Origin of the sequence: Streptomyces sp. NPDC021749 (assembly GCF_040640655.1) — a bacterium.
Classification (GTDB): domain Bacteria; phylum Actinomycetota; class Actinomycetes; order Streptomycetales; family Streptomycetaceae; genus Streptomyces.
Genome location: NZ_JBFACE010000027.1, coordinates 79291 through 102208, shown reverse-complemented (window position 1 = coordinate 102208; position 22918 = coordinate 79291). Strand labels below are relative to the sequence as shown.

Below are 22918 nucleotides of genomic sequence, written 5' to 3'. Positions count from 1 at the left end.
CAGCCAGGCCCCGGTGGGGTGTTGTGCCAGGGCACCGGCCGGCTGGACCGGCCCCCGAGGCCCATGCCACTCGCCGTCTTCCCGGTAGCCCCGGCATCTGCTGCCGCCGTCGCGGATCCATCCCGTCCAGCGGTACGCGATCCGGTGCACGGCTACGGCAACCGCAACTCGCCCCGGATCACCGGCATATGCGCATGCGCGCCACCACTCGCCTCCTGGCCGCCGCCCGGGCGGCACCACCCCCGCCCCCCTTACCGCCCACCACGCACGAGCTCGCTAGCCCACCGGTACGTCCTTGCCGGTCAGCCGCGCCCGAATGCCGTCCTTCGTCACGGAGACGTCGCGCAGCCGAATGTCACCCGGCAGGCTGTCCGGCAGCTGCACGGAGAACTCCATCTGCTGCGCGACCTTCGGTTCCCGGAGCTTCTGGAGGGCCTGGACGAGCGAGGGGTCGATGCCGGTGGGCCTGAGCAGCGACGGATGGTCCACGAGCGTGTCCAGTACGCGGCCCTTCATCATCTGCTGCGGAAGGACGCGCTTCCCGGTCGCCTGTTGCAGCTCGCCCTCGTCCATCTTGTCGGCGACGGGTGCCGTCAGCTGCAAGCCGCCGCCCTTGCCCGGTACGTAGGTGAGCAGGCCTGGCAGCACCACGCGGGTGTCCTGCACGGTCATGCGCAGGCCGCGGTCCCCGGTGCGCCGCAACTGCGCACGCCCCCGGATCTGGGCCCGCTTGTCGCCCACCGGCAGAGCGCCGTCGGCCAGCACGGTGTTCTTCTCGGGGCCGGGCGTCAAGTGGATCTGCGACGCGCCGACTTCGCGGTTCAGGTCCGTGAAGTCCAGCAGGACGTCACCGCGCACCCGGCTCAGCACCGCGCCCTTGACCGAGGACGGCAGGCTGCCGACGATCCGGATGCCGTCCGCCGTCGCTTCCACCTGGGCGACGGAGAGCTTCCCGGCGTCGACGTCGGGGACATCGGCCTCGACGTGGTCGATATTGCCCGCGAGCACCTGCCCGATGAACGGGAAGCTGTCGATGTGCACCTCGGGCTCGGCGTGCAGCTTCAGCGCCTGCTGCACCTGCTGCGCCGCCCTGTTCTCCGCGTAGAGCACGGCCCACCGGTCCCCCAGCGCCAGAAACGCAAGAACGACGGCCAGCGCGACGGCCACCTTCGCGGTCCTTCGCACGATCCGCCGCGGCCTGCGCTCGGCCCGCGGGCGCTCCTTCTCGTCGCCGATGCTCGGGTTGTCAGTGCCTGCGTCGGCTGCGGAGGTGGCTCCAGCCGGGCCGACGCTGAGGCCGGGGCCGGTGGCCGTGGCCGAGTCCGTGCCAGTGTCGGCGGCGGTGGCTCTGCCGTTGCCGGTACCGGAGTTGGCGCCGGCGGTGTGGCCCTGGGCCGACGAGGCGTCCGGCTCTTGACCGCTCTGGGCCGACGGCTCGTCCGGGCACTGGCGGTCTGGGTTCGGGCCGTCCTGAGCAGCACGGCTCACCGGTACCCGCGCCTTGGGGTCTGCGGAAGGTTCGTTGAAGAGCATCGCCACCATGCGACCACAGCCCAGGCACTCGAACCAAGTGGTGCACGGAAAGAAGCGGCGGGTCTTGGCACGCCTCCGCGTGCCAAGACATGGGGCGGGCAGGCCCCGGACACGACCGTGGGCCGTGCCCCGAGTTCATGTCGTCGACTACCGCCGCGCCTTCCCTCAGCAGTCGCCCGAAGGAAAGGTCACCCACCCGTCGTCGTAGAGACCAGGCCGGCCCGGACCAGCACGAGGCGCCCGCCGCCGTCTCGTCGCGGCGACGTCGGATTCCTGCCCCTGGTACCGCTCAGTCGCGTGCCACGGTCAGATCGAGGAAGTGGGTGGAGCAGGAGATGCATGGATCGTGATTGCGGATCGTCCGTTCGCACAGGGCCGTCAACTCGGCGTCGGTGGGAGCAGGGCCCGCGTCGAGGCGTTCCTGCACCGCGCGACGCAGGTCCTGTTCGATCGCGGCCTGGTTCTGCGCGGTCGGCGGGACGAGGGCGGCCTCGGTGACGGTGCCGTCCGTGTCCAGGGTGTAGCGGTGGTAGAGGAGGCCGCGGGGGGCCTCCGTCGCACCGTGGCCGGTGCCCGCCCGCGCGGGCACGTCGACATACGGGCGCGGTGGGGGCTCGTAGGCGTCGATGAGGCGCAGCGCCTCGCCGACCGCGTAGAGGACCTCGACGGCGCGGACGATGATGCTGCGGAACGGGTTGCGGCACACGGTGCCCTCGCGCGGGTCACCGAGTCCGGCCTCCCGGGCGGCCTGCAGCACTTCAGGGGGCAGCCAGCGGCCGCTGATCGCGTAGCGGGCGAGCGTCCCGGTGAGGTGGCGGTTCCCGTCGAGCCGGGAGTACAGGGCGGTGGAGTGCGGTACCTGGGTTTCCACGACGTGGTCGGGGAACTCGGGCAGGGGGAAGGTGCGGGTGGGCAGGGCGCGGTCGCTGTCCGGGGGCAGACCGGCGGTGCCGGGGGCGGCCATGGCGGTGGGGGTGCCGGAGTCGATGGCGTAGGTGCCGGGTTCGGCGAGAGCGAACAGTTCGTCGTCGAGCCCGGCGTTCGGGAAATCGAAGCCGGCCACCCAGCGCACGGTCGCCTCGGCGTCCTCCCGGGCCCGCTTGAGCCGCTCCGCGAGGGGCCGCAGCTCCGACCTGGTCGGCACGCTGTGGAATCCGCCGAGGCGCACGTTGACGGGGTGGATGGCGCGGCCGCCGAGCAGTTCCATGAGGGCGTTGCCGGTCTGCTTGAGTGCGAGGCCCCGCTCGACGTGGGCGCGGTGGGTGCGGGCGAGGTCGATGACGCTGTCGGCGCCGAGGAAGTCGGGGGCGTGCAGCAGATAGATGTGCAGGGTCTGGCTTTCGATCCACTCACCGCAGTAGAGCAGTCGGCGCAGGGCGGCCAGCTGCCCGTCCACCACGGTGCCGCAGGCGTTCTCGATCGCGCGGCAGGCGCTCATCTGGTAGGCGACCGGGCAGATTCCGCACACCCGGGAGGTGATGTCGGGGGGTTCCGTGTAGGAGCGCCCGCGCAGGAATGCCTCGAAGAAACGCGGCGGTTCGTAGATCTTCAGCAGCGCCTCGGCCACCTCGCCGTCCTGGAGACGCAGATGCAGCGCGCCCTGGCCCTCGACCCGGGCGAGGGATTCCACCCGCAGCAGCTTCGTTTCCCGGGGGCTCACTCGGTGAGCTCCTTCCGTGCGGCCGCCTCGAACTCCGGTGCTGCGGTGTTGAAGGTGCTCAGCACCCGTACCACGTCCAGGGTGTCCATTCCGTCCCTCCGCAGCAGCGGGATGAACGAGCCGAAGTTCGTCGAGTACGACGGGCCGAAGCAGCCGTAGCAGCCCCGGCCGTACGCGGGGCACAGTGCGCCGCAGCCGGCGTGGGTGACGGGGCCCAGGCAGGGCGTGCCGTGCGCGACCGTCACACAGACGGTGCCGCGCCGCTTGCACTCGAAGCACACGCTGTGCGCCGGCACGTCGGGCGTCCGGCCGGCGAGGTAGGCGGTGATGACCTCGACGAGCTGGCCACGGTCGATGGGGCAGCCGCGGAGTTCGAGGTCGACGGGGACATGGGCGCTGATGGGCGTGGAGGTGGCGAGGGTGTCGATGTAGTCGGGACGGGCGTAGACCGCGGCCTGGAACTCGGCAACGTCGGCGTAGTTGCGGAGCGCCTGGACGCCGCCCGCGGTGGCGCAGGCGCCGATGGTGACCAGGCGGCGGGAGGCGGCCCGGATCTGCTGGATTCGCCGGGCGTCCTGCGCGGTGGTGACCGAGCCTTCGACCAACGACAGGTCGTAGGGCCCCGGGCCGGGGGCGCTGGATGCCTCCAGGAAGTGGGTGATCTCCACCCGCCCGGCGATGCCGAGGAGTTCGTCCTCGCAGTCGAGCAGGGTGAGCTGGCAGCCGTCGCAGGAAGCGAACTTCCACACGCCGAGCTGCGGACGCCGGTCGGACGGGGGCTCCATGTCACAACTCCCTTACGGAAAGGAGGGTTTCGGCCTGGGCCCAGGTGACGACGGGCCCGTCCCGGCACAAGAGCAACGGGCCGAGCTGGCAGTGGCCGCAGTGACCGGTGCCGCAGTGCATGGTGCGTTCCAGGGACACCCGGATCCGCTCGGGAGCGAGTCCTCGGTGGACGAGGTCGCGGGCGGTGGCCCGCATCATCACTTCCGGGCCGCAGAGGAAGGCCGTCGCGTTGGTGACGTCGAACTCCACCCGGTCGAGGAGGGTGGCCACCACACCCACGTCGCCCTGCCAGGTGTCGTCGGGGCGGTCGACGGTGACCTGGGCCCGGGCACCGGCCGTCCGCCAGCCGTCGATGTCCCGCGCGCACACGAGGTCGGCAGGGGTGCGGGCCCCGATCAGGACGTTCAGCCGGCCGTACCCGTGCGGCCGGGCGAGCACGTCCCGCACCAACGGTCGCAGCGGCGCCAGGCCGAGACCGCCGGCCACGATCACCAGGTCCTGCCCGGCGGCGGTGGGCAGGTCCCAGCCGGTGCCCAGCGGCCCGCGCACGCCGACCGTCTCACCGGGCCGCAGGCGGTGCAGGGCACCGGAGACCGCTCCGACGGCACGGACGGTGTGGGTCAGCCGACTCCCTCCGATGCCGCTCAGCGAGAGCGGAATGTCGCCGACTCCGAAGGCGTACACCATCGCGAACTGCCCGGGGCGGAACGGCGGCAGTGCGCTTGCCACCGGTTCCAGAACGATCTCGGCGGTGTCGGAGGTCTCCTCCGTACGTCCGACCACCCGGTAGGGGAAGGGAGTCAGGGCCGGCCGGGCGGATGTCACGGTGTCTCCCCGTGAGCCGTGGGAGCCTTGCGGCCGGGCGGCCCGTACAGGTCCAGGAGGCGGGTACGCGCGGCTCTTAAGCGTCGGCCGATCGCCACCGCCGCCACGCACCGGGTGACGGCCAGGCCGAAGGCCGGGTCCGCATCGATCGCGGCCCGTACCTGGTGCGCGTCGAACTCGTACGCCCGCACCTCACCCCGTGTCCGGGCCCCCAGGTGCCACCGGTAGGGATCGAACAGCCAGGACCAGCCCAGCAGTTCACCCTCGCCGAGGGTCTCCACGACGGCCGGGCCGGAGCCCGGCTCGTACACGTCGAGGGCCACCAGTCCGGCTCGGATGATCCAGAAGCGGTCGGCGGTGCCGCCCTCGTCGAAGATCCGGTACCCCGGGGGGAAGGAGACGTCATGGGCGAAGCCGAGCAGCCGTGCGCGGTGTTCGGGCGGCAGGGCGCCGAGGATGCCGCGCGTGCCGTGCCCTTCCGCCGTCATGAGGACACCTCGTCCGGTCCCGCGCCCGCCGCGCGCTCCGCGTTGAGGGCGTGCGCCTCCTCGGTGATGTCGATGCCGACCGGGCACCAGACGATGCACCGGCCGCAGCCGACACAGCCGGAGCTGCCGAACTGGTCGTACCAGGTACCGAGTTTGTGGGTGGCCCACTGCCGGTAGCGGCTGCGGCCGGACTGCCGTACGGGCCCGCCGGGCAGGTGCGAGAACTCCAGGTCGAAGCAGGACTCCCAGCGCCGCCAGCGCTCGGCGTGGTCCCCGGTCAGGTCGGTGACGTCCTCGGCAGTGGTGCAGAAGCAGGTCGGGCAGGCCATGGTGCAGTTGCCGCAGGTCAGGCAACGCGAGGCGACATCGTTCCAGCGGTCCGCGTGCAAGGTCTCACGCATCAGCGACTGCAGGTCCACCGGCGGCATGCTGCGCCCCATGCGGCCCGCCGCCGCCGCGACACTCTGCCGGGCCGTCGACTCGGTCTCCTCGTCCGCGGGCCGGCGCGGCAGATCGGCCAGCACCGCAGCGCCGTCGTCACTGCCGGCCCGGACCCAGAACCGGTGGTCGCCGTCCGCCACCACCTCGGTCAGGGCCAGGTCGTATCCGCCGTCCGCGGCCGGCCCCGTCCCCATGGACGTGCAGAAACAGGTGGCGCCCGGTTCCGTGCATTCCGCGGCCACCAGGAAGGCGCGTTCCCGCCGCGCGCGGTAGCGGCTGTCGACGTGCGGGCCACCGGCCAGCACCCGGTCCTGCACGCCGATGGCCCGCAGGTCGCAGGGCCGCACCCCGAGGAAGGCGTACGACGGGGGTGCCGGTTCGTCCTCGGTGACGACCAGCGCCCCGTCGGCCTGCCGGTCCGCGGTCCACTGCCGTTCCCGCTGCGGGTGCAAAAACGTCTTCCAGGACTGCGGCCCCGCACTGTGCGCGAAGACCGCACCGTCCTCGCGCGGGCGCAGCCGGTAGTGCCCGGCCTCCAGCTCGACGCCCCAGCCGTACGGCAGGTCGTCGCCGCCGGCGACTTCGGCCAGCACGATCGCCCCCTCGCGCACAGTCGGTCCGATGACCGTCCGGCCCCGGGCGGCGAGGACGCGGATCAGCGCGTCCAGACCGTCCGTGCCGATCACCGCGGTGGTTCCGTCGCCCGTCATCGCCCGCCTTCCGGCATGGATCATGCCCACGCGGCCATTGTGTGCGGCGCTCTTCCCGAAACCCGGGCCGACGGGTCCCGGTGCTGCCCCATACGGGCCCCTCCGTCGCCCGGACGGGCCTGGCCGGGCGGCCGGTCACGACGTTCGAAGGGCTGGTGGGCCGTGGCCGGGAGAGCATCACGCCATGGATGCATCCCCCTGCGTCGCACGGGCCACCGTCATCGGGGTCGGGAACGAGTACCGCCGCGACGACGGCGTCGGATGGGCGGTCGTGGCCTGCCTCGCTCGACGGGGGAAGCGGCGGCCGCTCCCGCGCGGCGTCGGGCTCACCTGTACCGATGGCGATCCGGCGCGCCTGATCAGCGCGTGGGGCGACGTCCGGCTGGCCATCCTCGTGGACGCCGCGCACGCGCGCCCGGCCCGGCCCGGGCGCGTGCACCGCCTCCGGTTCCCCGGTGAATTGCCGTCCACCCCCCACGGAGAGGCCGGCTCGCACGGCTTCCCCCTGGACGCGACCCTCCGCCTCGCCCGCGCACTGGACCGGCTTCCGGAAGAGCTGCTCGTCTACGCCGTCGAAGCCACCGACACCGGCCTCGGCACCCGGATGTCGCCGCAGGTCGCGGCTGCCGTGGAACCGCTCGCCCAGCGCATCGAGGAGGACCTTCTACGGCACTTCGGGTCCGGTCAGTGATCCCCGGCGCCCTGATGTCGGCCGACCGACGGTGCCCCTGTCTGGCTCACGAGGACGGCCGCCTGGATGCGTCGCTCCACACCGAGCTTGGCCAGCAGGCGGGAGACGTGGTTCTTGACGGTTTTCTCGGACAGGTAGAGCCGCTTGCCGATCTCGTGATTGGTCAGCCCCTCGCCGATGAGACCGAGAATCTCCCGCTCCCGCGCGGTGAGAGCGGCCAGCGCGTCCGCTTCCGGCTCGGTCTCCGCGCCGCGCAAGGTACTCATCAACCGCATCGTCGTCGCCGGATCCAGCATCGAACGTCCCGAGGCGACGGTCCGTACGGCGGCGACGAGGTCTCCTCCCTTGATCTCCTTCAGCACGTAACCGGCCGCACCGGCCATGATCGCGTCGAGCAGCGCGTCGTCGTCGTCGAAACAGGTGAGCATCAGACAGGCCAGGCCCGGCATGCGCGAGCGCAGCTCCCGGCAGACGGAGACCCCGTCACCGTCCGGCAGCCGCACGTCCAGGACCGCCACGTCGGGGCGGACTGCGGGACACCGGGCGAGCGCACGTTCCGCCGTACCGGCGTCACCGACCACCTCGATGTCCGGTTCGGCATCGAGCAGGTCCTGCACACCGCGCCGGACCACCTCATGGTCATCGAGCACGAAGACCCGGATCGGCCGCCGCGCTGAGAATCTTCCTGCCTCGGTCAAGGTGCCCTCCGGATGCCGGCCTCAGGCCTGCCTACCACTCATCGTGAAGCGTCCCGGGCGGGCGCGCGAGCGCTGAAGGGACCCGTCCGTCACGGGCCGAGGGCCGCGACCCGCCTTCCGGTGGGGCCGTTCGGCCCTCACCTGAGCGCGTCAGGTGTGCCACGGTCGAGGTACAGGCGAAAGGGGTGGGTCATGCCCCTGCAGACGATCCGCCGGTTGTGGCTGCGCAATCCGCTCAAGCGCGGCACCGACGTGGCCGAGGCATGGATGCTCCTGGTCACCGCGGTGCTGCTGGCCGTTCTGCCGCCGGCCGCCGGCATCATGGCCGCCGGTGCGGTGAATGCCGCGGTCCGGCCCGAGAGCCACGGCTGGAAGAGCGTGTCCGCCACGCTCACGGCGGATCCGCCCGCTCGCATCGGTCTGAACTCCTCGGACAATCCAGGCGGTCGCGTCCTGGCCACCGTGCGATGGACGACCTCAAGCGGCACGGTACGAACGGGAGAGACGGCCGTGGCACAGGGCCTGCGTGCGGGCGATCGGACCACCGCCTGGCTCGACCGGCACGGCTCCCTGGTGCGCACTCCGGTGACGTCCGGAGACGCCGTCGTCCAGGGCATCGCGGTCGGTATCGTCACCGCTTCCGGTACCGCTCTGCTCCTCCTCGGCGCGAACAAGGCCGGGAGCGTCCTGCTGAACCGTCGCCGCTACGCCCAGTGGGAGAAGGACTGGTCGGCGGCAGACTCCGCCTGGCGACCCCGGCAGCCTTGAACGCGGCACACGACCCGTCGGGGTTCGTCTCCCCCCGTGCCCACCTCAGATCTCCGGGCCTCACGGAAGCCGGCGCAGATACGGGTCACGGGCGTGGCGCGGCAGCAGGCGTACCCGGGCGTCCACCACGGTGATGCCGTCCGGCCTGGCGATGACGGGATTGCACTCCGCTTCGGCGAGTTCGGGGAGGTCGTCGGCCATCCGCGAGAGGCGTGCCAGCAAATCCTCCAGGCCACCGACATCGGCCGGCTGACCGCCTCGGTAGCCGAACAGCACAGGCGCGCAGCGCGGGGCGACGAGCAGTTCGCGGATGTCGGTGTCGGTGAGCGGGGCGAGCCGCGCGGCGTGGTCGGCGAGCAGCTCGCTGGTGGTACCGCCGAGCCCGAAGACGACCAGGGCGCCGAAGACTTCGTCCTGGACGACGCCGGCCAGCAACTCCGTTCCGCGGGCGGCCATCGGCTGGACCAGGACTCCGGTCACGGCCGCGCCGAGACGGGTGGTCAGGTCCCGGTAAGCGGCACGGACCTGCTGCTCACCGTGCAGATCGAGAAGGACGGCACCCCGCTCGGTCTTGTGCGCGAGGCCGGGTCCCTGAGCCTTCAGCACCACGCCCCCGTCGGGCGCTGCGAGCCTCGTGGCGGCTTCCACCGTCTGCTGCTCGGTGCGGGCGCACGCCTGCGGCAGACAGGGAATCGCGTAGCAGGCAAGGAGCTGCTCGGTCTCCCGCGCGTCCAGCCACCCGTCGGCCGGGGCCCGCCCGAGGAACGCTTCCACGAGGGCGCGGGCCCGCGGGGCGTCGATGCCGGCCGACTCCGGGACGATGCCCTCCGGCCTGGCCAGCCAGCGGGCGCGTTCGACGGCGTGGAAGAGCGCCCGAGCCGCGGACTGCGGTTCGCCGTAGGAGGGCACGGTCCGTCCGTCGTCCGTGCGGAGGAGCCGGACGCGTTCCCTCTGGTCGAGCCGGACCGCCACGACGGGCAGGTGCCCGGGCTCCTTCGGCACCGGGCCCGTCAGGGCGGTGACGAGGTCGGCGCCCACCGCCGAGGCAAGTGCGGTCGGTACCAGGGCGAGCAGGACGGCATCCGCTGCCGCGGACCGCTCTGTCCGGTCCAGGCACTCGCGCAGGGTCTGCACGGTCACCGCCGGGGTGAGGTCGACGGGGTTCGCGGCCCGCGCGCCGCGGGGAAGCATGGCGAGCAGCTCGCCGGCCAGGCCCGGTGGCAGTTCGGGGACGGTCAGGCCCGCGTCCGCACATGCGTCCGCGGCGAGCACTCCCGCGCCGCCGGCGTTGGAGACCACGGCGACCCGTCCGCCCGCGGGCAGCGGCTGGGAGTGCAGCAGCGCGGCAGCGTCCAGCAGTTCGCCGAGGGTGCGGGTGGCGGTGATGCCCGCCTGGGCGAACAGCGCCCGACGGGTCATGGTCGGGGTCGCCGCGGCCGCGGTGTGCGAGGCGGCGGCCCGGCGGCCGGCCTCCGAGCGCCCGGCGTCGACCGTCAGCAACGGCATGCGACGGGCGACGCGCCGGGCCGTACGGGAGAAGGCGCGAGGGTTGCCGAACGACTCCAGGTGCAAAAGACCCAGCTCGGTGCGGCCGTCGCACTCCCACCACTGCAGCATGTCGTTGCTGCTCACGTCGCGCTTGTCACCGAGCGAAACGAAGCTGGAAATGCCGATGCCCAGATGTGCGAGGCCGTCGAGGAGTGCGATACCGACCCCGCCGGACTGCACGGCGACCCCGGCGGTGCCCGGCAGCGGTGCGGTGACCGCGAAGGTCGCGTTCATCCGGACCGGCTCTTCGGTGTTGGCGATGCCCAGGCAGTGGGGGCCCACCAGCCGCATTCCCCAGTGGCGGCAGGCAGCCGTCAGCTCCGCGGTCTGACCCGCGTCGAGTCCGGACGTCACCACCACCAGCGCTCCGACGCCCGCTCTGCCGCACTGGGCCGCGGCCTCCGGAACCGCTGCGGCGGGTATGGCGAGGACGGCGAGGTCCGGAGGCTGCGGGAGCTTTGCGACGGACGCGTACGCCGGGACCCTCAACACGGCGTGCGCATGCGGATTGACGGCGTTGAGGCGCCCGGCGAAGTGCGCCTCCCGCAGGTTGTGGAGTATCGCCCGCCCTACCGATCCCGGCCTCGTGCCGGCTCCTATGACGGCGACGGACCGGGGGCGCAGCAGCGGCCGCAGGCTCGCGGTGCCGGCGGTGCGGCCGCGGACGTCCACCGCCGAGAGATAGCGCTCGTCCGGCACGAGCCGGATGACGCCGCGCACGGTGGTGCCGTCGTACTGACGGGTGACCCGCAGTCCGAGGTCTTCGAAGACCCGGTGTATGAGGTGGTTGTCGGCGAGTACGTCGGCGGTGAAGACCTCGACCCCGTTCTCGCGTGCCACGTTGACGAGGTGTTCCAGCATCAGGGTGCCCACGCCGCGGTGGTGGAAGTCGTCGGCGACCGCCAGGGCGATTTCGGCTGTCGCGGGATCGCCGGTGGTCTCGTACTCGGCGACGCCGACCAGGCGGTCGCCGTGAAAGGCGAGCAGCGTACGGTGCCCGGGGCGAGCGGGCGCACAGACCCGATCGGCGGCCTGCTCACCGGCGCGGCGGCTCACCGCGAAGAACCGGCTGCGCAGGTTGTCGGCGGACATCTCGCCGTAGAGACGGAGCACCTGCCCGCGGTCCTCCGGGCGCGCCGGGCGCAGTGCGATCGTGCTCCCGTCGGTGAGCAGGGCGCAGACCTCGCCCGCGCGCGAGGGGGTGGGTGTCACGGTGCCGGCCTCCGGAAGGTGCCTGCGGCGGGCGACCGAGGCTCAGGAGCGCGGCCGCGTCGTCGGCTCGTCCGGCGTGGGAACCTGAGCGGGTCCGGTCAGCTCGAACGTCACGTCCACGACTCCCTCGACCGCCCGCACCAGGCGGGCCGCCACGGCCATCAGTGCCCGGTCGGGGACCGGTCCCCTGAGGGTGACCACCCCGTCGGTGACGCTGACCGCCACCTCGTCCGGCGTTCCGGGAAAGAGCCGGCCGACGATCTCCGCGCGTACTTCCGCCGCCAGGTCCTCGTCGGAGCGCAGGAACACCTTCAGCAGGTCGGAGCGGCTGACGATGCCCTGCAGCATCCCCGTGGCGTCGACCACGGGCAGCCGCTTGACGGACTTGCGGGCCATCGTCCGCGCCGCCTGGGCAACGGTGTCACCGGCATGCACCGTCAGGGCGGGCGCGGTCATGAGCTCCCCCGCCGTCAGGGCACCGGCCTTGCGTACCTCGCCCGGCCGCCGCAGCTGCTCGGAAGCGTCCGGGTCGCTCTCCCGGAACTCCTCCTTGGGCAGCAGATCGGCCTCGGAGACCACCCCGACCACCCGGCCTTCCCCGGCAAGCACGGGCAGCGCGCTGACCTTCCACTGCTCCATGGTCTCGACGATCTCCTTGAAGCGTGCTTCCTGCCCGACCGCGACCACGGTCTGGGTCATCACATCGCTGACGGTGTGGGGAGTGTGCTCCATGACGCCTCCTCGGCGGGGCGGCCGCGATGCGCTCGTGACCACCTCTCCAGCCTGCAGTGCGCCGGCCGCCCAGGGCAGGGGCCGTCCGGCCCTACCCCCGCGGAAGGGGCAGGGGGTCGAACGGCCATGCCGTCGCCGCACCCAGGCGCCTGCGAGCAGGTTCACCGGCCCGCCACCGGCGGCCCGGGCCACGCGGACCGCGGGGCGGTCACGTCGAACGTCACGTCCACGACTCCCTCGACCGCCCGGACCAGGCGTGCGATCACGGGTACGAGGGAGGTGTCCCGGATCCGGCCGCTGAGCGTGACGACGCCCTCGGTGACCGTGACCTGCAAATCCCTGGCCGGTGCCGTGAACAGCGCGCCGACGACGTCCCGGCGGATTTCCTCCGCCAGGTCCTCGTCCGTGCGCAGGAAGACCTTCAGCAGGTCGGCGCGGCTGACGATGCCACACAGCACTCCCCGTCCGTCCACCACCGGCAACCGTTTGACGGACTCGCGCGCCATGATCCGTGCGGCCCGGGAGAGCGTGGCATCGGCGCGCACGGTGTGGGCCGGGCTGGTCATCAGCTCCCCGGCCGTGACCGCCTCCGCCCTCCGTACGTCGTCGACCTGCCTCAGCTGTTCAAGACGGTCGGGGTCCGACTCCCGGAACCCCTCCTTGGGCAGCAGATCGGCCTCGGAGACCACCCCGACCACCCGCCCCTCCCCCGCCAGGACGGGCAGCGCGCTGACCTTCCAGCGCTCCATCGCCTCGACGATCTCCTTGAACCGCGCCTCCCGATCGACCGCGGCCACGGTCCTGGTCATCACGTCCCTGACGAGGTGCGGGGTGTTCGGCATGGTGCCTCCTCGGTTCCCGCGGCCGTCATGACACCTCCAGAGTGGGCGCAGGGGGCCTGGCCGGGCAGGGGCCGCCCGGCCCCTTCCGCGGCCTCTTCGAGGACTGGGCGCACGTCATCGGGGCGGCGTGGAAGCGGAAGGTGACGGGGGGAAGGTCACGGTGAACTCCGTGTGCCCGGGGCGGCTGGTCAGGGCAACCCGTCCGTGGTGTGCGGTGACGACGGCCTCCACGATGGCGAGCCCCAGCCCGGTGCCGCCGGCCGCGCGCGAGCGGCTGTGGTCGATGCGGATGAACCGCCCGAAGACGTCCGGCTGGATCTCCTGGGGCACGCCGGGTCCGTCGTCCAGGACCATCAGCCGGACGCCGCGGTCGTCGGTGGCGAGTCGCACCGTCACGGCGGTCCCCGGTGGGGTGTGCGTCCGGGCGTTGGCGAGCAGATTGCCGAGCACCTGCTGCAGGCGGTGTTCGTCGCCCGTCATGGTCACGGCCGTCTCGGGGAGGTCGAGCAGCCACCGGTGACGCGGCCCGACCGCCCGCGCGTCCTCGACCGCGTCGAGCACGAGCCGCGTCAGATCCACCGGCTTGCGTTCCAGCGCACGGCCGGCGTCGAGGCGGGCGAGCAGCAACAGGTCGTCCACCAGCCGGCTCATGCGCTCCGACTCGGCCTGGATGCGTTCCAGTGAGCGCCGGATCTCGCCGGGTACCGGCCCCTTGTGCCGGAGGGCGAGTTCGGCATGCCCTCGGACGTTTGCCACGGGGGTGCGCAGCTCATGGCTGGCATCGGCGGCGAAGTGCCGCAGCCGGTTCTCGCTCGCGTGGCGGCGCTCCAGTGCGTTGCCGACGTGGCCGAGCATCCGGTTGAGGGCGGTCCCCACCTGGCCGACCTCGGTACGCGGGTCGGCGACCGGCACCGGCGCCGGCATCGCCACCTCACCGCTGGCCAGCGGCAGCTCGGCGACCCGCGCGGCCGTGGTGGTGACGCGCCGCAGGGGCCGTAGCGAAAGCCGTACCCACAGCGCGCCCAGGACGCCGGTGACCACCAGCGCCCCGCCGAACACCGCGGCTTCCACGGCCTCCAGCCGGTGCACCGTTTCCTCGACCGGGTGCAGCGGCAGCCCCGTGATCAGGACGTCGCGGTCGTCGCCCGGTACCGCATTGACGCGGTACCGCCCCAGTGTGGCCAGCCGGATGCTGTGTCCGGAACCGTCGACGGGCAGGGCCGCCAACGCGCGGCGGTCCGCTGCGGACAGCGGCACCGCGGCGTCCGTCTGGTCCCGTACGACGGCCGCCTGGGTGGGGGTGCCGTGCAGCAGCCTGGCGCCGAAGGTGCCGTCGGACTGGCCGCGGGTGTCCGGCCGGTTGTCGGCGTCCGGCCGGGCCTCGTGCTCCAGGCTCACCGCGAACCGCCCGGCGGAAGCGGAGAGTTGCTGGTCCAGGCGGCTCACCAGGAACCCTTCGAGCGCGACGACTGTGGTGATGCCGACCGCCAGGCAGGCCAGCGCCAGCAGGGCGACCAGACCGGCCGTGAGCTGGCTGCGCAGCGTACGGGGGACGAGCCGCCTCATGCGGGCTCCGGCTTGAGGACGTATCCGACGCCTCGCACGGTGTGGATCATCGGGGCCCGGCCGGCGTCGATCTTCTTGCGCAGGTAGCTGATGTAGAGCTCGACGACGTGTGACCGGCCGCCGAAGTCGTAGGACCAGACGCGGTCGAGGATCTGTGCCTTGGACAGTACCCGCCGGGGGTTGCGCATCAGGAAGCGGAGCAGCTCGAACTCGGTGCGGGACAGCTCGACGAGCTCGCCGCCGCGGAGCACCTCCCGTGCTTCCTCGTCCATCACGAGGTCCCCGACGACCAGCCGGTCGCCGTCCGGCCGGGGTGCCATGCCGGCCCGGCGCAGCAGCCCGCGCAGCCGTGCCAGCACCTCTTCCAGGCTGAACGGCTTGGTCACGTAGTCGTCGCCGCCCGCGGTGATGCCGGCGATGCGGTCCTCGACGGCATCACGTGCGGTGAGGAAGAGGACGCAGACCGTGTGCAGTTCCGCCCGCAGCAGGCGCAGCACCTGGAGGCCGTCCAGGTCGGGCAGCATCCAGTCCAGGACGACGGCGTGCGGGCGGAAGGTCCGGGCGACGGCGAGCGCGGAGCCGCCGTCGGCGGCGCTGCGGACCTCCCAGCCCTCGCCCGCCAGGGCGCCGGACAGCACCTCGGTGAGGTCCGGCTCGTCGTCGACCACCAGGACGCGCACCGGCGAAGCACCGGCGTGCGGCGGGGCGGGGGTGCGGTGAGTGTGCATGGTGACTCCAGCATCCCTCGCCCGGTGGTGGGCGGAGGTATGAGCCGGCTCTGAGTTTCCTGTGAATCAGTCCCGGGTCCTGCCGCTCAGAGGGTCTTCAGAGCTTCCGCTGGCACGCTGGCGCCGATCACGGAAGGGAAGCCTCCATGAGCACCGTCTCCACCACCCGCCGTACCACCACCGGCAGCGCCCCGCCCCGGCGACCGCCGTCCCTGGCACCTGTGCTCGCGCACTTCCTCATCTGGGCAGGGGCGGCCGGCGTGCTGGCCCTGTGGTGGACCGGTACGGCGTCGGTCGTGGGAACGGCGGGGTGGCTGACCGGTGCCGGCCGGATCACCGGTCTGCTGGCCGGGTACGCCTGCGCGGTGCTGGTCGCGCTCATGGCACGCGTGCCCCTGCTCGACCACACCCTGGGCACCGACCGTCTGGCGCGCTGGCATGCCGCGGGCGGCCGCTACACCGTCTCGCTGGTGCTCGCCCACACCCTGCTGATCCTCTGGGGCTACACCCTCACCTCACGGTCCGGGGTCCTGCACGAGACGACCACGCTCGTCCTCGACTACCCGGACATGCTCAAGGCCACCGCGGGCTTCCTGCTGCTCGTGGGCACCGGGGCCGTCTCCGCGCGGTACGCGCGCCGCCGGATGAGCTACGAGACCTGGCACTACCTCCATTTCGCCACCTACCTGGCGATCTTCCTCGCCTTCGGCCATCAGCTCTCCAACGGCGCCGACTTCGTGGGCCGCCGGCCCGCCCAGCTCGGCTGGTACGCCCTGTACGCGGCGGTGGCAGCCCTGATCGTCTGGTACCGCTTCGTCGCTCCGGTACGACGTGCCCTGCGCCACCGCCTGCGGGTCACCGAGGTCCGCCCGGAGGCACCCGGCGTGGTCTCCGTACACCTCACGGGCAACCGGCTGCCGGAACTCGGCGCCCGGCCGGGCCAGTTCTTCCGCTGGCGGTTCCTGGCACCGGGCCTGTGGTGGACCGCCAACCCCTACTCGCTCTCCGCGCCGCCGCTCCCCCACCACCTGCGCATCACGGTGAAGGAGGCCGGCGGCCACAGCGCTGCCCTGGCACGGCTGCGGCCCGGCACCCGGGTGTGGGCCGAAGGACCGTACGGCGCCTTCACCGAGGCACGGCGGCGGCGCTCCAAGGTGCTGCTGCTCGCGGGCGGCGTGGGCATCACCCCTCTGCGGGCGCTCTTCGAAACCCTCCCCGGGCAGGTCACGCTCATCTACCGGGCACGGCGCCCCGAGGACCTCGCGCTGCGCACCGAGCTCGATGCGATCGCCGCGGCCCGCGGTGCGGCCGTCCACTATGCCGTCGACGAACCCGCCGCGTACTCCGCGCCGCTGACGGCCCGCGCGCTGAGCCGGCTGGTGCCGGACCTGTCCGCGCACGAGGTGTACCTGTGCGGTCCGCCCGGCATGACCGCCGCGGCCCGGCGTGCGCTGCGCGGTGCCGGCATACCCCGACGCCACATCCACCACGAGTCGTTCGAGTTCTGAGGAGCCGCTGTGCGCCGAGCCGTTCTGACCGCAGTGTCGACCAGCGCGCTGGTCGTCCTCCTGCTCTCCCTCAAACCCCACCAGCCCGCCGGACCGGCCGGCGACCCGGCCCAGGCGGGTGTCGCACCGGCCCCGACGCCCTCCGGACACCCGTCCCAGGGCAACCATCCGGCCGACGGCACCTACACCGGTGCCCCGATCAGCACCCGCTACGGCACCGTGCAGGTCGCCGCCACCGTCTCGCACGGCCTGCTGACCGCCGTCAAGGTGCTGCACGCGCCGTCCGAGAACGGTCGCGACCGTGAGATCGCCGCCTACGCCCTGCCGCGCCTGACGCAGGAGGCACTGAGCGCGCACAGCGCCCACATCGACGCCGTGTCCGGCGCCAGCTACACCAGTGCCGGATACGTCCGGTCCCTGCAGAGTGCCCTGGACCGGGCCGGTGTCTGAGTCCCGGCGCGGCCTGCGCCACGTCGAGCGGGCGATGGGCACGGTGTTCTCCTTCGACGTCCGCGACGCCCCCACCCCCGCCATCGAAGCCGCCGTGCACGACGCCGTCGGCTGGCTCCACCACGTGGACGAGGTCTTCTCGACCTACCGCTCCGACAGCGCCGTCAGCCGGCTCGCCCGCGGCGAGATCGGACTCGACGACTGCCCCGCGGAGGTACGCGAGGTCCTCGACCTGTGCGCGCAGGTGGGGCGCGCCACCAGTGGCTGGTTCAGTGCCACGCCGGGCGGCACCCTCGACCCGTCCGGGCTGGTGAAGGGGTGGGCGGTCGAACGCGCCGGACGGCTCCTGCGGGCGGCCGGCGCCCACCACACGTGTGTGAACGGCGGCGGCGACCTCCAGCTCAGCGGGGAGGCCGCGCCCGGGGTCCCCTGGCGCGTGGGGATCGCCCATCCGCTGCGTCCGGGGGAACTGTGCGCCGTCGTCACCGGCCGCGACCTGGCCGTCGCCACCTCCGGCGGCGCCGAGCGGGGCCCCCACATCCTGGACCCCCGCACCGGCGCCCCGGCGGCCGGCCCCGCATCGGTCACCGTGGTCGGCCCCGGCCTGACCCTCACCGACGCCTACGCCACGGCGGCGTTCGCCATGGGCGCGGGGGCGCAGGACTGGCTGGAAGGGCTCGACGGTTACGAGGGCCTCGCCGTAACAGGTGACGAAGAAATCTGGCGCACACCGGGCTTCCCGGGGATCTCCTGCGCGGGTGCCGACCGCGGGGCGAGGCGCCACGGGCCGCACGGCCAGGCCCCGGAAGGGCACCGGGCGCGGGGAGGTACGGGAGCCGTGGACGGCCCGGGCGGCGCCGAGTAGCCGGTCAAGGGCCGGGCGTGCAGCATGGAGACACCGCTCACACCACCCGCCCACCCGGAGGTGAGCACAGTGAACATGCCATCCCGATACCGCCCCGGAAGCATGCTGGAGCGAGCCTTCCCAGCCATGAATTGGGGGTCCACGATCGCCTCGGAGTTCGACGACCTCTACAGCCGGATGGGGCAGTTGCTGGAGACCGCCGGCACCCTCCCCGCAGCGGGCTCCGAAGGGAACTGGGCACCGCTGGCCGACATCCACGAAACCGATGACGCCTACGTCGTCGAGGCCGAGCTGCCCGGCGTGAAGCGCGAAGACATCGACGTGGAGATCGGCAACCGGGACCTGTCGATCACCGGCGAATACCGGCAGTGCGAGCGTGAGGGCGTGCTGCGCCGCACCACCCGGCGGACCGGCCGGTTCGAGTACCGGACGCTGCTGCCGGCCGACGTCAAAACCGATGCGGTCACGGCGAATCTGACCGACGGCGTGCTGACCGTCACCGTTCCCAAGGTGCAGGCCGCCAAGCCCCAACACATAGAGATCACCACCTGAGCCCGTTGCCTGGCGTCGCTACCCGAAGGACCCGGCCCTTCGCCTCGTCTCCTGACCGAGTCCCAGGTGCTCGTGGCCGAAGTGGAACACCCGCTGCGGGCGGCGGGCATCGACGCCCTGGCACTGACCGCGGACGGCAGGCTCAGGACCCACGACGAGTGGGCCGGCGTCGTGAGCCATGCGCGGGATCGTCCGGACGGGACTGACCGGATGGGCGTGCCGGGCGCGTTGGCCAGGTCACGCCGGCGGGAGCCGGTGGCCGGGTTACCGTCGGTCGTCGGGACAGGCGTACGGGAGGTGCTGCGGCGTGACGGTTGGGTCGCGGCCCTCTTCGACGGTCCTCCCCGTGGTCCTCGGGCTGTCCCTGGCCTTCACGGTCACGGTCGTCGACCCGCTCGTGCTCAGCCTGAACCTGCCGCAGATCAGCCGGGCCCTCCACGTGCCGCCCCAGGTCATCGGGGTCCTGGGAGGAGCGGCGACGCTGGTGGTGGCCGCCGCCGTCCTGGCCGTGGGCAGCCTCGGGGACGCCTTCGGACTCAAGCGGCTGCTGATGGTGGGACTCGTCGGCGATGTCGTCGTCAACCTGCTCACCGCGCTCTCGCCCAACTACGGATTCCTGCTCGCGATGCGCCTCCTCGCCGGCCTGGTGCTGGCGGCACTGGTGGGGGTGTCGCTGGCCCTGCTGAAGGTGTCGGTGCCGGCGGAGAGGCGGCCGCAGGCCATCGGCATCTTCATGGCCACCGAGATGCTGCTGTGCGGGGTGATGCCCGCGATCGGCGGCTGGGTGGCGGAGGCCGTCGGCTGGCGGTGGCTGTTCCTCGTCGCTCCCCTGATGTCGCTGGGCGCCCTCGGCCTGACGGCCCGGTACGTGCGGGAGCCCGCCGCCGAGCAGCGTCGCAGACTCGACCTCGTCGGCGTCTGCCTGGTCGGTTTCGCGCTGCTGGCCCTCGTCCACGGCATGGCCGAGGTGCAGAACGGCATCTCCCGGCCCCAGGCATGGCTGCCGTTGGTGCTCAGCGCGGCTGCCCTCGGGCTGTTCGTGCTCCACGAGCGCCGGACGGCACAGCCCGCCGTGAACCTGACGTTGTTCCGCAGCGCCCCGTTCACCGTGGCCGTGCTGGCCAACCTGACGATGAACTTCCTCGCCGCCGGATTCAGTTTCTCCCTGGGACAGTTCGGCAGCGTGATCCTGGCGCTGCCGCCGCGCACGATCGGGCTGCTGTATCTGCCCGGCACGCTGGTGGTCGCAGGTGCCGTCATCCTCACCGGGCACCTCGTCGGCAAGTACACCCCCCGGCCCGCCCTCATCACCGGCCTGATGGTGCTGGTGGCGAGCACGCTGCTGATGGCGGCCACCGCCGGCCCCACGATGGCGCTCTGGGTACTGGTGCTGGCCACCTGGCTCTGCAGCCTCGGCGCGGTGGTCACCGCCACCGCGGTGTCCGAGACCGTCCTCGCGCACGCCCCGCCCGGAGAGACCGGCGCGGTGGCCTCCGTCCAGCAGGCGTTCGGGATGACCGGCTACGCGCTCGGCCCCACCGTCTACCTCCTGCTCTTCAACTTCTTCTTCCACCGGCGGTGGATCGCCGACGCCAAGACCCGCAGCACGTCGCTGTCCCGGGCCGCAGAGGCCGTGGACGCCACACGCAGTGCGATGGCGCACAGTCCGGGCGCCGTCGGCTACGACCTCAATCTGCTCCGGCAGGCTTCCGGGCTGAAACTCGACATCGACTTCACCAACGGCCTGCGGCTCACCATGCTCACCGTCAGCCTCCTCCCGCTCCTCCTGGCGCTGGCGGCGCTGCTGTTCCCGCCACGACGGCACCGGACCGCGCCGTAGGTGTCACGGCCGCTTCGTCGGTGGCACTCACGCGGGCTGGGGCACGACCGCCACCGGGCACTCCGCATGGTGCAGGGCGGTGTGTGCCGTCCGACCCAGTTGGAAGCCCACCGGGCTCTGCCGGCGTTGCGCTCCGATCACCAGCAGGTCCGCGGCAGCGGAGCGGTGGGTCAACACCTTGTGGGCCGCCCCCTCGACCGTGAAACGTCGTACCCGCACCGCCGGGTGCCGACCGGTCTCCTCGGCGAGCCGCTCGTCCAGCAGGGCCGAGGCCCGGTTCTCGTGGTAGCGCTCGGGCGCGCCGGCGAGCAGCGGATGGTCGGCGGTCTCGTGCGCGGGGCAGCGCCACGTGCGGACGGCATCGAGCGTGCAGCCACGGGCCTGGGCCTCCCGGAAGGCGAACCGGACGGCTTCCGACCCTTCGGCCGCATCGCCGATGCCGAGCAGGATGCGTCCGTGGGTCCCTTCCCGGCCCGCTCTGTCTCCCCGCACGACGATCACCGGACACCGGGCCCGGGCCGCCACGGCCAGCCCCACCGATCCGAGCAACAGGCCGGTGAAGGCGCCGCGTCCGCGCGAGCCCACGACCACCGCGAACGCGTCCTGGCCCTCCCTCAGCAACACGGTCTCCGGGTCGTCGCCCAGAACCTGAGTGGAGATGCCCAGGTCCGCGTGCCGCAGGCCGGCGCGTTCGGCTGCGGCACCGACGATGTTGTCGGCGAGCGCCTCTTCTGTGGGGCGGGCGAGGCTCGGTGCGAGCACCGTGCCCTCGTAGCGTTCCCACCGGGAGGCGTACACCAGCCGCAGTGGCACTTCATGGAGTGCGGCCTCGTCGGCTGCCCAGTCCAGCGCACGGAAACCGGCGTCCGATCCGTCCACACCGACGACCAGTGAATCCACCATCGTCACCACTGCCTCTCCGGCGTCGGCAGCCACCGCCTCTCCGAGCGGCGCGCAGCAGCTCGACGGCCGCCCGGTCTCAGTCCGCCTCGCCCCGTACAACGACGACCGGGCAGGGCGCATGCTGGGAACAGTGCTGGCTGACCGATCCCAGGAGTGCTCCGCTGAAGCCACCACGTCCGTGGCTGCCCACGACCAGGAGGGAGGCGTCCCGAGCCGCCTCCAGCAGCACTGCCGCGGCCGTTCCGTACGCCACGGTGGCCTTGACCCGCGAGGTGTCGCCCGCCTTCACGACCTCCCGGATGGCGCCGTCAAGCGCCTGGTCCGCCCACATCTTCATGTTCCCCGCGAGTTCCTGCGGCGCGTCGAGCCAACCGATCGAACCGTAGAGCGGCGGATACTCCCAGGCGATCACCGCGTGGACGCCGGAGTCGGTCAGCTCTGCCTGACGTACCGCCCACCGCAGGGCCTCTTTGGACGACTCCGATCCGTCGACCCCGACGACGATGGGACGGGTTTCCTTGGTTTCCTTGGTTCCCTTGGTTTCCTTGGGCCCGTTCGGTCGGCCGTTCATGGTTTACCTCCGCAATGCCAGGGATGTGTCACCGGCTCCAGGAACCCTTCCCGTTCCGCCGTCAGCCGGCCGCGCGCGGGACGACCACGAGAGGACCGGGAGCCAGGTGGGAGAGCGTGCGGCTGGTCGAGCCGAGCACCATCCCCCGGAAGCCGCCCAGCCCCCGCGATCCCACCACCAGGCAGCGTGCGTCCACGGCCGCCTCGGCCAGCTGAACGGCCGGACTGCCCATCACCACCGCCTGGTGCACCGTGACCTGCGGATACTTCTCCTGCCAACCGGCGAGCGCCTCGGAGATGTCGACGTAGGACTCCTCAAGGTCGGCCGGCCAATCGCCGTGACGCGGACGCCGCACCTGCACCGCCCGCAGGTCCGCACCCGACACGGCGGCCTGCTCGAAGGCGAAGGCGACCGCCGGGACCGAGGCCTGGGAACCGTCCACGCCCACCACGACGGGCCCGGACCGGGCTCCCTCCTGTCGTGGCTCCAGCACGAGGGCCACCGGGCACGGCGGGTGCCCCACGAGGGCCGGCCCGACCTGGCCGAAGGTGACGGCCTCCCCCGGCCCGGGCACGCGATGAGCGCCGACCACCAGCAGGGACGCTTCCTCCGCCACCTCACGCAGAACGGACGTCGGACGGCCGTCGAGCAGTCGGGTGGTGATCCGCAGCCCGGGCAGCCGCTGCACGGTGGACTCCCGGAAGTCGTCCAGCAGCGACTGTCCGGTGGCGCGGAAGTGCGAGGCCCACGCCTGGTCGGGCGCGTCGCGCCGTTCCTTGGGGGCGGCACCGGCGGGCCACTCCTGAGCATGTACCAAGCACAGCGGAATGCCCCGTCCGGCCGCGGCATCCGCCGCCCAGTCCACCGCTCTTCGTCCCGCCGACGACCGGGAAACCCCCACCACCACCGGGTTGTGCACGTCGTAGCTGCTCATGCTCCCTCTCCTTCCGGAGCGCGGTGACGGACGGGTCGCGCCGGCTGGGGCGCGTGCCGCTGCGCGG

The 22918-nt window shown here is 72.5% G+C and carries 22 protein-coding genes; 7 read left to right on the top strand and 15 right to left on the bottom strand.

The window, feature by feature from the left end; all coding sequences use genetic code 11:
* Positions 1 to 276 precede the first annotated feature (276 nt).
* The 6 genes from AB0G35_RS24850 to AB0G35_RS24825 all read right to left on the bottom strand — a co-directional run bounded on the left by AB0G35_RS24850 (position 277) and on the right by AB0G35_RS24825 (position 6467).
* The gene (locus AB0G35_RS24850) at positions 277 to 1488 is read right to left on the bottom strand and encodes a DUF2993 domain-containing protein (protein ID WP_360953509.1); all 1212 of its coding nucleotides are present in this window, start codon (positions 1486 to 1488) and stop codon (positions 277 to 279) included.
* A 334-nt stretch (positions 1489 to 1822) separates the two neighbouring features.
* Positions 1823 to 3193, bottom strand: a complete 1371-nt coding sequence (locus AB0G35_RS24845; protein ID WP_360953506.1) for a nickel-dependent hydrogenase large subunit — start codon at positions 3191 to 3193, stop codon at positions 1823 to 1825.
* A complete protein-coding gene (locus AB0G35_RS24840) occupies positions 3190 to 3978 on the bottom strand; it encodes an oxidoreductase (protein WP_360953503.1) in 789 nt (262 codons plus the stop codon). The genes AB0G35_RS24845 and AB0G35_RS24840 overlap by 4 nt, the downstream gene beginning before the upstream one ends.
* Position 3979: 1 nt before the next feature.
* Complete coding sequence (locus AB0G35_RS24835) at positions 3980 to 4804, bottom strand: FAD/NAD(P)-binding protein (protein ID WP_360953500.1); 825 nt, start codon at positions 4802 to 4804, stop codon at positions 3980 to 3982.
* Positions 4801 to 5292 carry a cyclic nucleotide-binding domain-containing protein gene (locus AB0G35_RS24830; protein ID WP_360953497.1) on the bottom strand — a complete coding sequence of 164 codons (492 nt, stop codon included), beginning with the start codon at positions 5290 to 5292 and terminating at the stop codon, positions 4801 to 4803. Before AB0G35_RS24830 ends, AB0G35_RS24835 begins: the two co-directional genes overlap by 4 nt.
* Entirely contained in the window at positions 5289 to 6467 is a 1179-nt protein-coding gene (locus AB0G35_RS24825) for a 4Fe-4S dicluster domain-containing protein (protein ID WP_360953551.1), read from the bottom strand. The genes AB0G35_RS24830 and AB0G35_RS24825 overlap by 4 nt, the downstream gene beginning before the upstream one ends.
* A 160-nt stretch (positions 6468 to 6627) precedes the next feature.
* Between AB0G35_RS24825 and AB0G35_RS24820 the strand changes: the two genes are divergently transcribed.
* Positions 6628 to 7134 (top strand): hydrogenase maturation protease, encoded by a 507-nt coding sequence (locus AB0G35_RS24820; RefSeq protein ID WP_360953494.1) that lies wholly within the window; start codon positions 6628 to 6630, stop codon positions 7132 to 7134.
* On the opposite strand, the gene AB0G35_RS24815 is transcribed toward AB0G35_RS24820, so the two are convergent.
* Positions 7128 to 7832, bottom strand: coding sequence for a response regulator transcription factor (locus AB0G35_RS24815; RefSeq protein ID WP_360953491.1), 705 nt, complete (start codon positions 7830 to 7832; stop codon positions 7128 to 7130). The two genes, AB0G35_RS24820 and AB0G35_RS24815, sit on opposite strands and share 7 nt — an antisense overlap.
* A 192-nt stretch (positions 7833 to 8024) precedes the next feature.
* On the opposite strand from AB0G35_RS24815, the gene AB0G35_RS24810 reads away from it, so the two are divergent.
* Complete coding sequence (locus AB0G35_RS24810) at positions 8025 to 8600, top strand: hypothetical protein (protein ID WP_360953488.1); 576 nt, start codon at positions 8025 to 8027, stop codon at positions 8598 to 8600.
* A gap of 60 nt (positions 8601 to 8660) precedes the next feature.
* Here the strand turns inward: AB0G35_RS24810 and AB0G35_RS24805 are convergent, their stop codons facing one another.
* The 5 genes from AB0G35_RS24805 to AB0G35_RS24785 form a co-directional block, all read right to left on the bottom strand.
* Entirely contained in the window at positions 8661 to 11360 is a 2700-nt protein-coding gene (locus tag AB0G35_RS24805; protein ID WP_360953485.1) for a GNAT family N-acetyltransferase, read from the bottom strand.
* Between the two features lie 42 nt (positions 11361 to 11402).
* Positions 11403 to 12092, bottom strand: coding sequence for a CBS domain-containing protein (locus AB0G35_RS24800; RefSeq protein ID WP_360953482.1), 690 nt, complete (start codon positions 12090 to 12092; stop codon positions 11403 to 11405).
* A gap of 161 nt (positions 12093 to 12253) precedes the next feature.
* On the bottom strand, positions 12254 to 12934 hold the full coding sequence (locus tag AB0G35_RS24795; protein ID WP_360953479.1) for a CBS domain-containing protein: 681 nt from the start codon (positions 12932 to 12934) through the stop codon (positions 12254 to 12256).
* A 114-nt stretch (positions 12935 to 13048) separates the two neighbouring features.
* Entirely contained in the window at positions 13049 to 14500 is a 1452-nt protein-coding gene (locus AB0G35_RS24790) for a HAMP domain-containing sensor histidine kinase (protein WP_360953476.1), read from the bottom strand.
* A complete protein-coding gene (locus tag AB0G35_RS24785; RefSeq protein ID WP_360953473.1) occupies positions 14497 to 15228 on the bottom strand; it encodes a response regulator transcription factor in 732 nt (243 codons plus the stop codon). Before AB0G35_RS24785 ends, AB0G35_RS24790 begins: the two co-directional genes overlap by 4 nt.
* A gap of 146 nt (positions 15229 to 15374) precedes the next feature.
* Here AB0G35_RS24785 and AB0G35_RS24780 point away from each other — a divergent pair, with 146 nt between their 5' ends.
* The 5 genes from AB0G35_RS24780 to AB0G35_RS24760 all read left to right on the top strand — a co-directional run bounded on the left by AB0G35_RS24780 (position 15375) and on the right by AB0G35_RS24760 (position 20443).
* Complete coding sequence (locus AB0G35_RS24780; protein WP_360953470.1) at positions 15375 to 16736, top strand: ferredoxin reductase family protein; 1362 nt, start codon at positions 15375 to 15377, stop codon at positions 16734 to 16736.
* 9 nt (positions 16737 to 16745) lie between these two features.
* Positions 16746 to 17186 (top strand): FMN-binding protein, encoded by a 441-nt coding sequence (locus AB0G35_RS24775; protein WP_360953467.1) that lies wholly within the window; start codon positions 16746 to 16748, stop codon positions 17184 to 17186.
* Positions 17179 to 18051, top strand: a complete 873-nt coding sequence (locus AB0G35_RS24770) for an FAD:protein FMN transferase (RefSeq protein WP_360953464.1) — start codon at positions 17179 to 17181, stop codon at positions 18049 to 18051. Before AB0G35_RS24775 ends, AB0G35_RS24770 begins: the two co-directional genes overlap by 8 nt.
* Before the next feature lie 126 nt (positions 18052 to 18177).
* The gene (locus tag AB0G35_RS24765) at positions 18178 to 18603 is read left to right on the top strand and encodes an Hsp20/alpha crystallin family protein (protein WP_360953461.1); all 426 of its coding nucleotides are present in this window, start codon (positions 18178 to 18180) and stop codon (positions 18601 to 18603) included.
* Between the two features lie 307 nt (positions 18604 to 18910).
* Positions 18911 to 20443 carry an MFS transporter gene (locus AB0G35_RS24760; protein ID WP_360953458.1) on the top strand — a complete coding sequence of 511 codons (1533 nt, stop codon included), beginning with the start codon at positions 18911 to 18913 and terminating at the stop codon, positions 20441 to 20443.
* Between the two features lie 27 nt (positions 20444 to 20470).
* Here the strand turns inward: AB0G35_RS24760 and AB0G35_RS24755 are convergent, their stop codons facing one another.
* From AB0G35_RS24755 to AB0G35_RS24745, 3 genes are all read right to left on the bottom strand, one after another.
* Complete coding sequence (locus AB0G35_RS24755; protein WP_360953548.1) at positions 20471 to 21346, bottom strand: universal stress protein; 876 nt, start codon at positions 21344 to 21346, stop codon at positions 20471 to 20473.
* A 76-nt stretch (positions 21347 to 21422) separates the two neighbouring features.
* Positions 21423 to 21917, bottom strand: a complete 495-nt coding sequence (locus AB0G35_RS24750) for a universal stress protein (protein ID WP_360953455.1) — start codon at positions 21915 to 21917, stop codon at positions 21423 to 21425.
* A 61-nt stretch (positions 21918 to 21978) separates the two neighbouring features.
* Complete coding sequence (locus AB0G35_RS24745) at positions 21979 to 22851, bottom strand: universal stress protein (RefSeq protein WP_360953452.1); 873 nt, start codon at positions 22849 to 22851, stop codon at positions 21979 to 21981.
* Between the last annotated feature and the right edge of the window lie 67 nt (positions 22852 to 22918).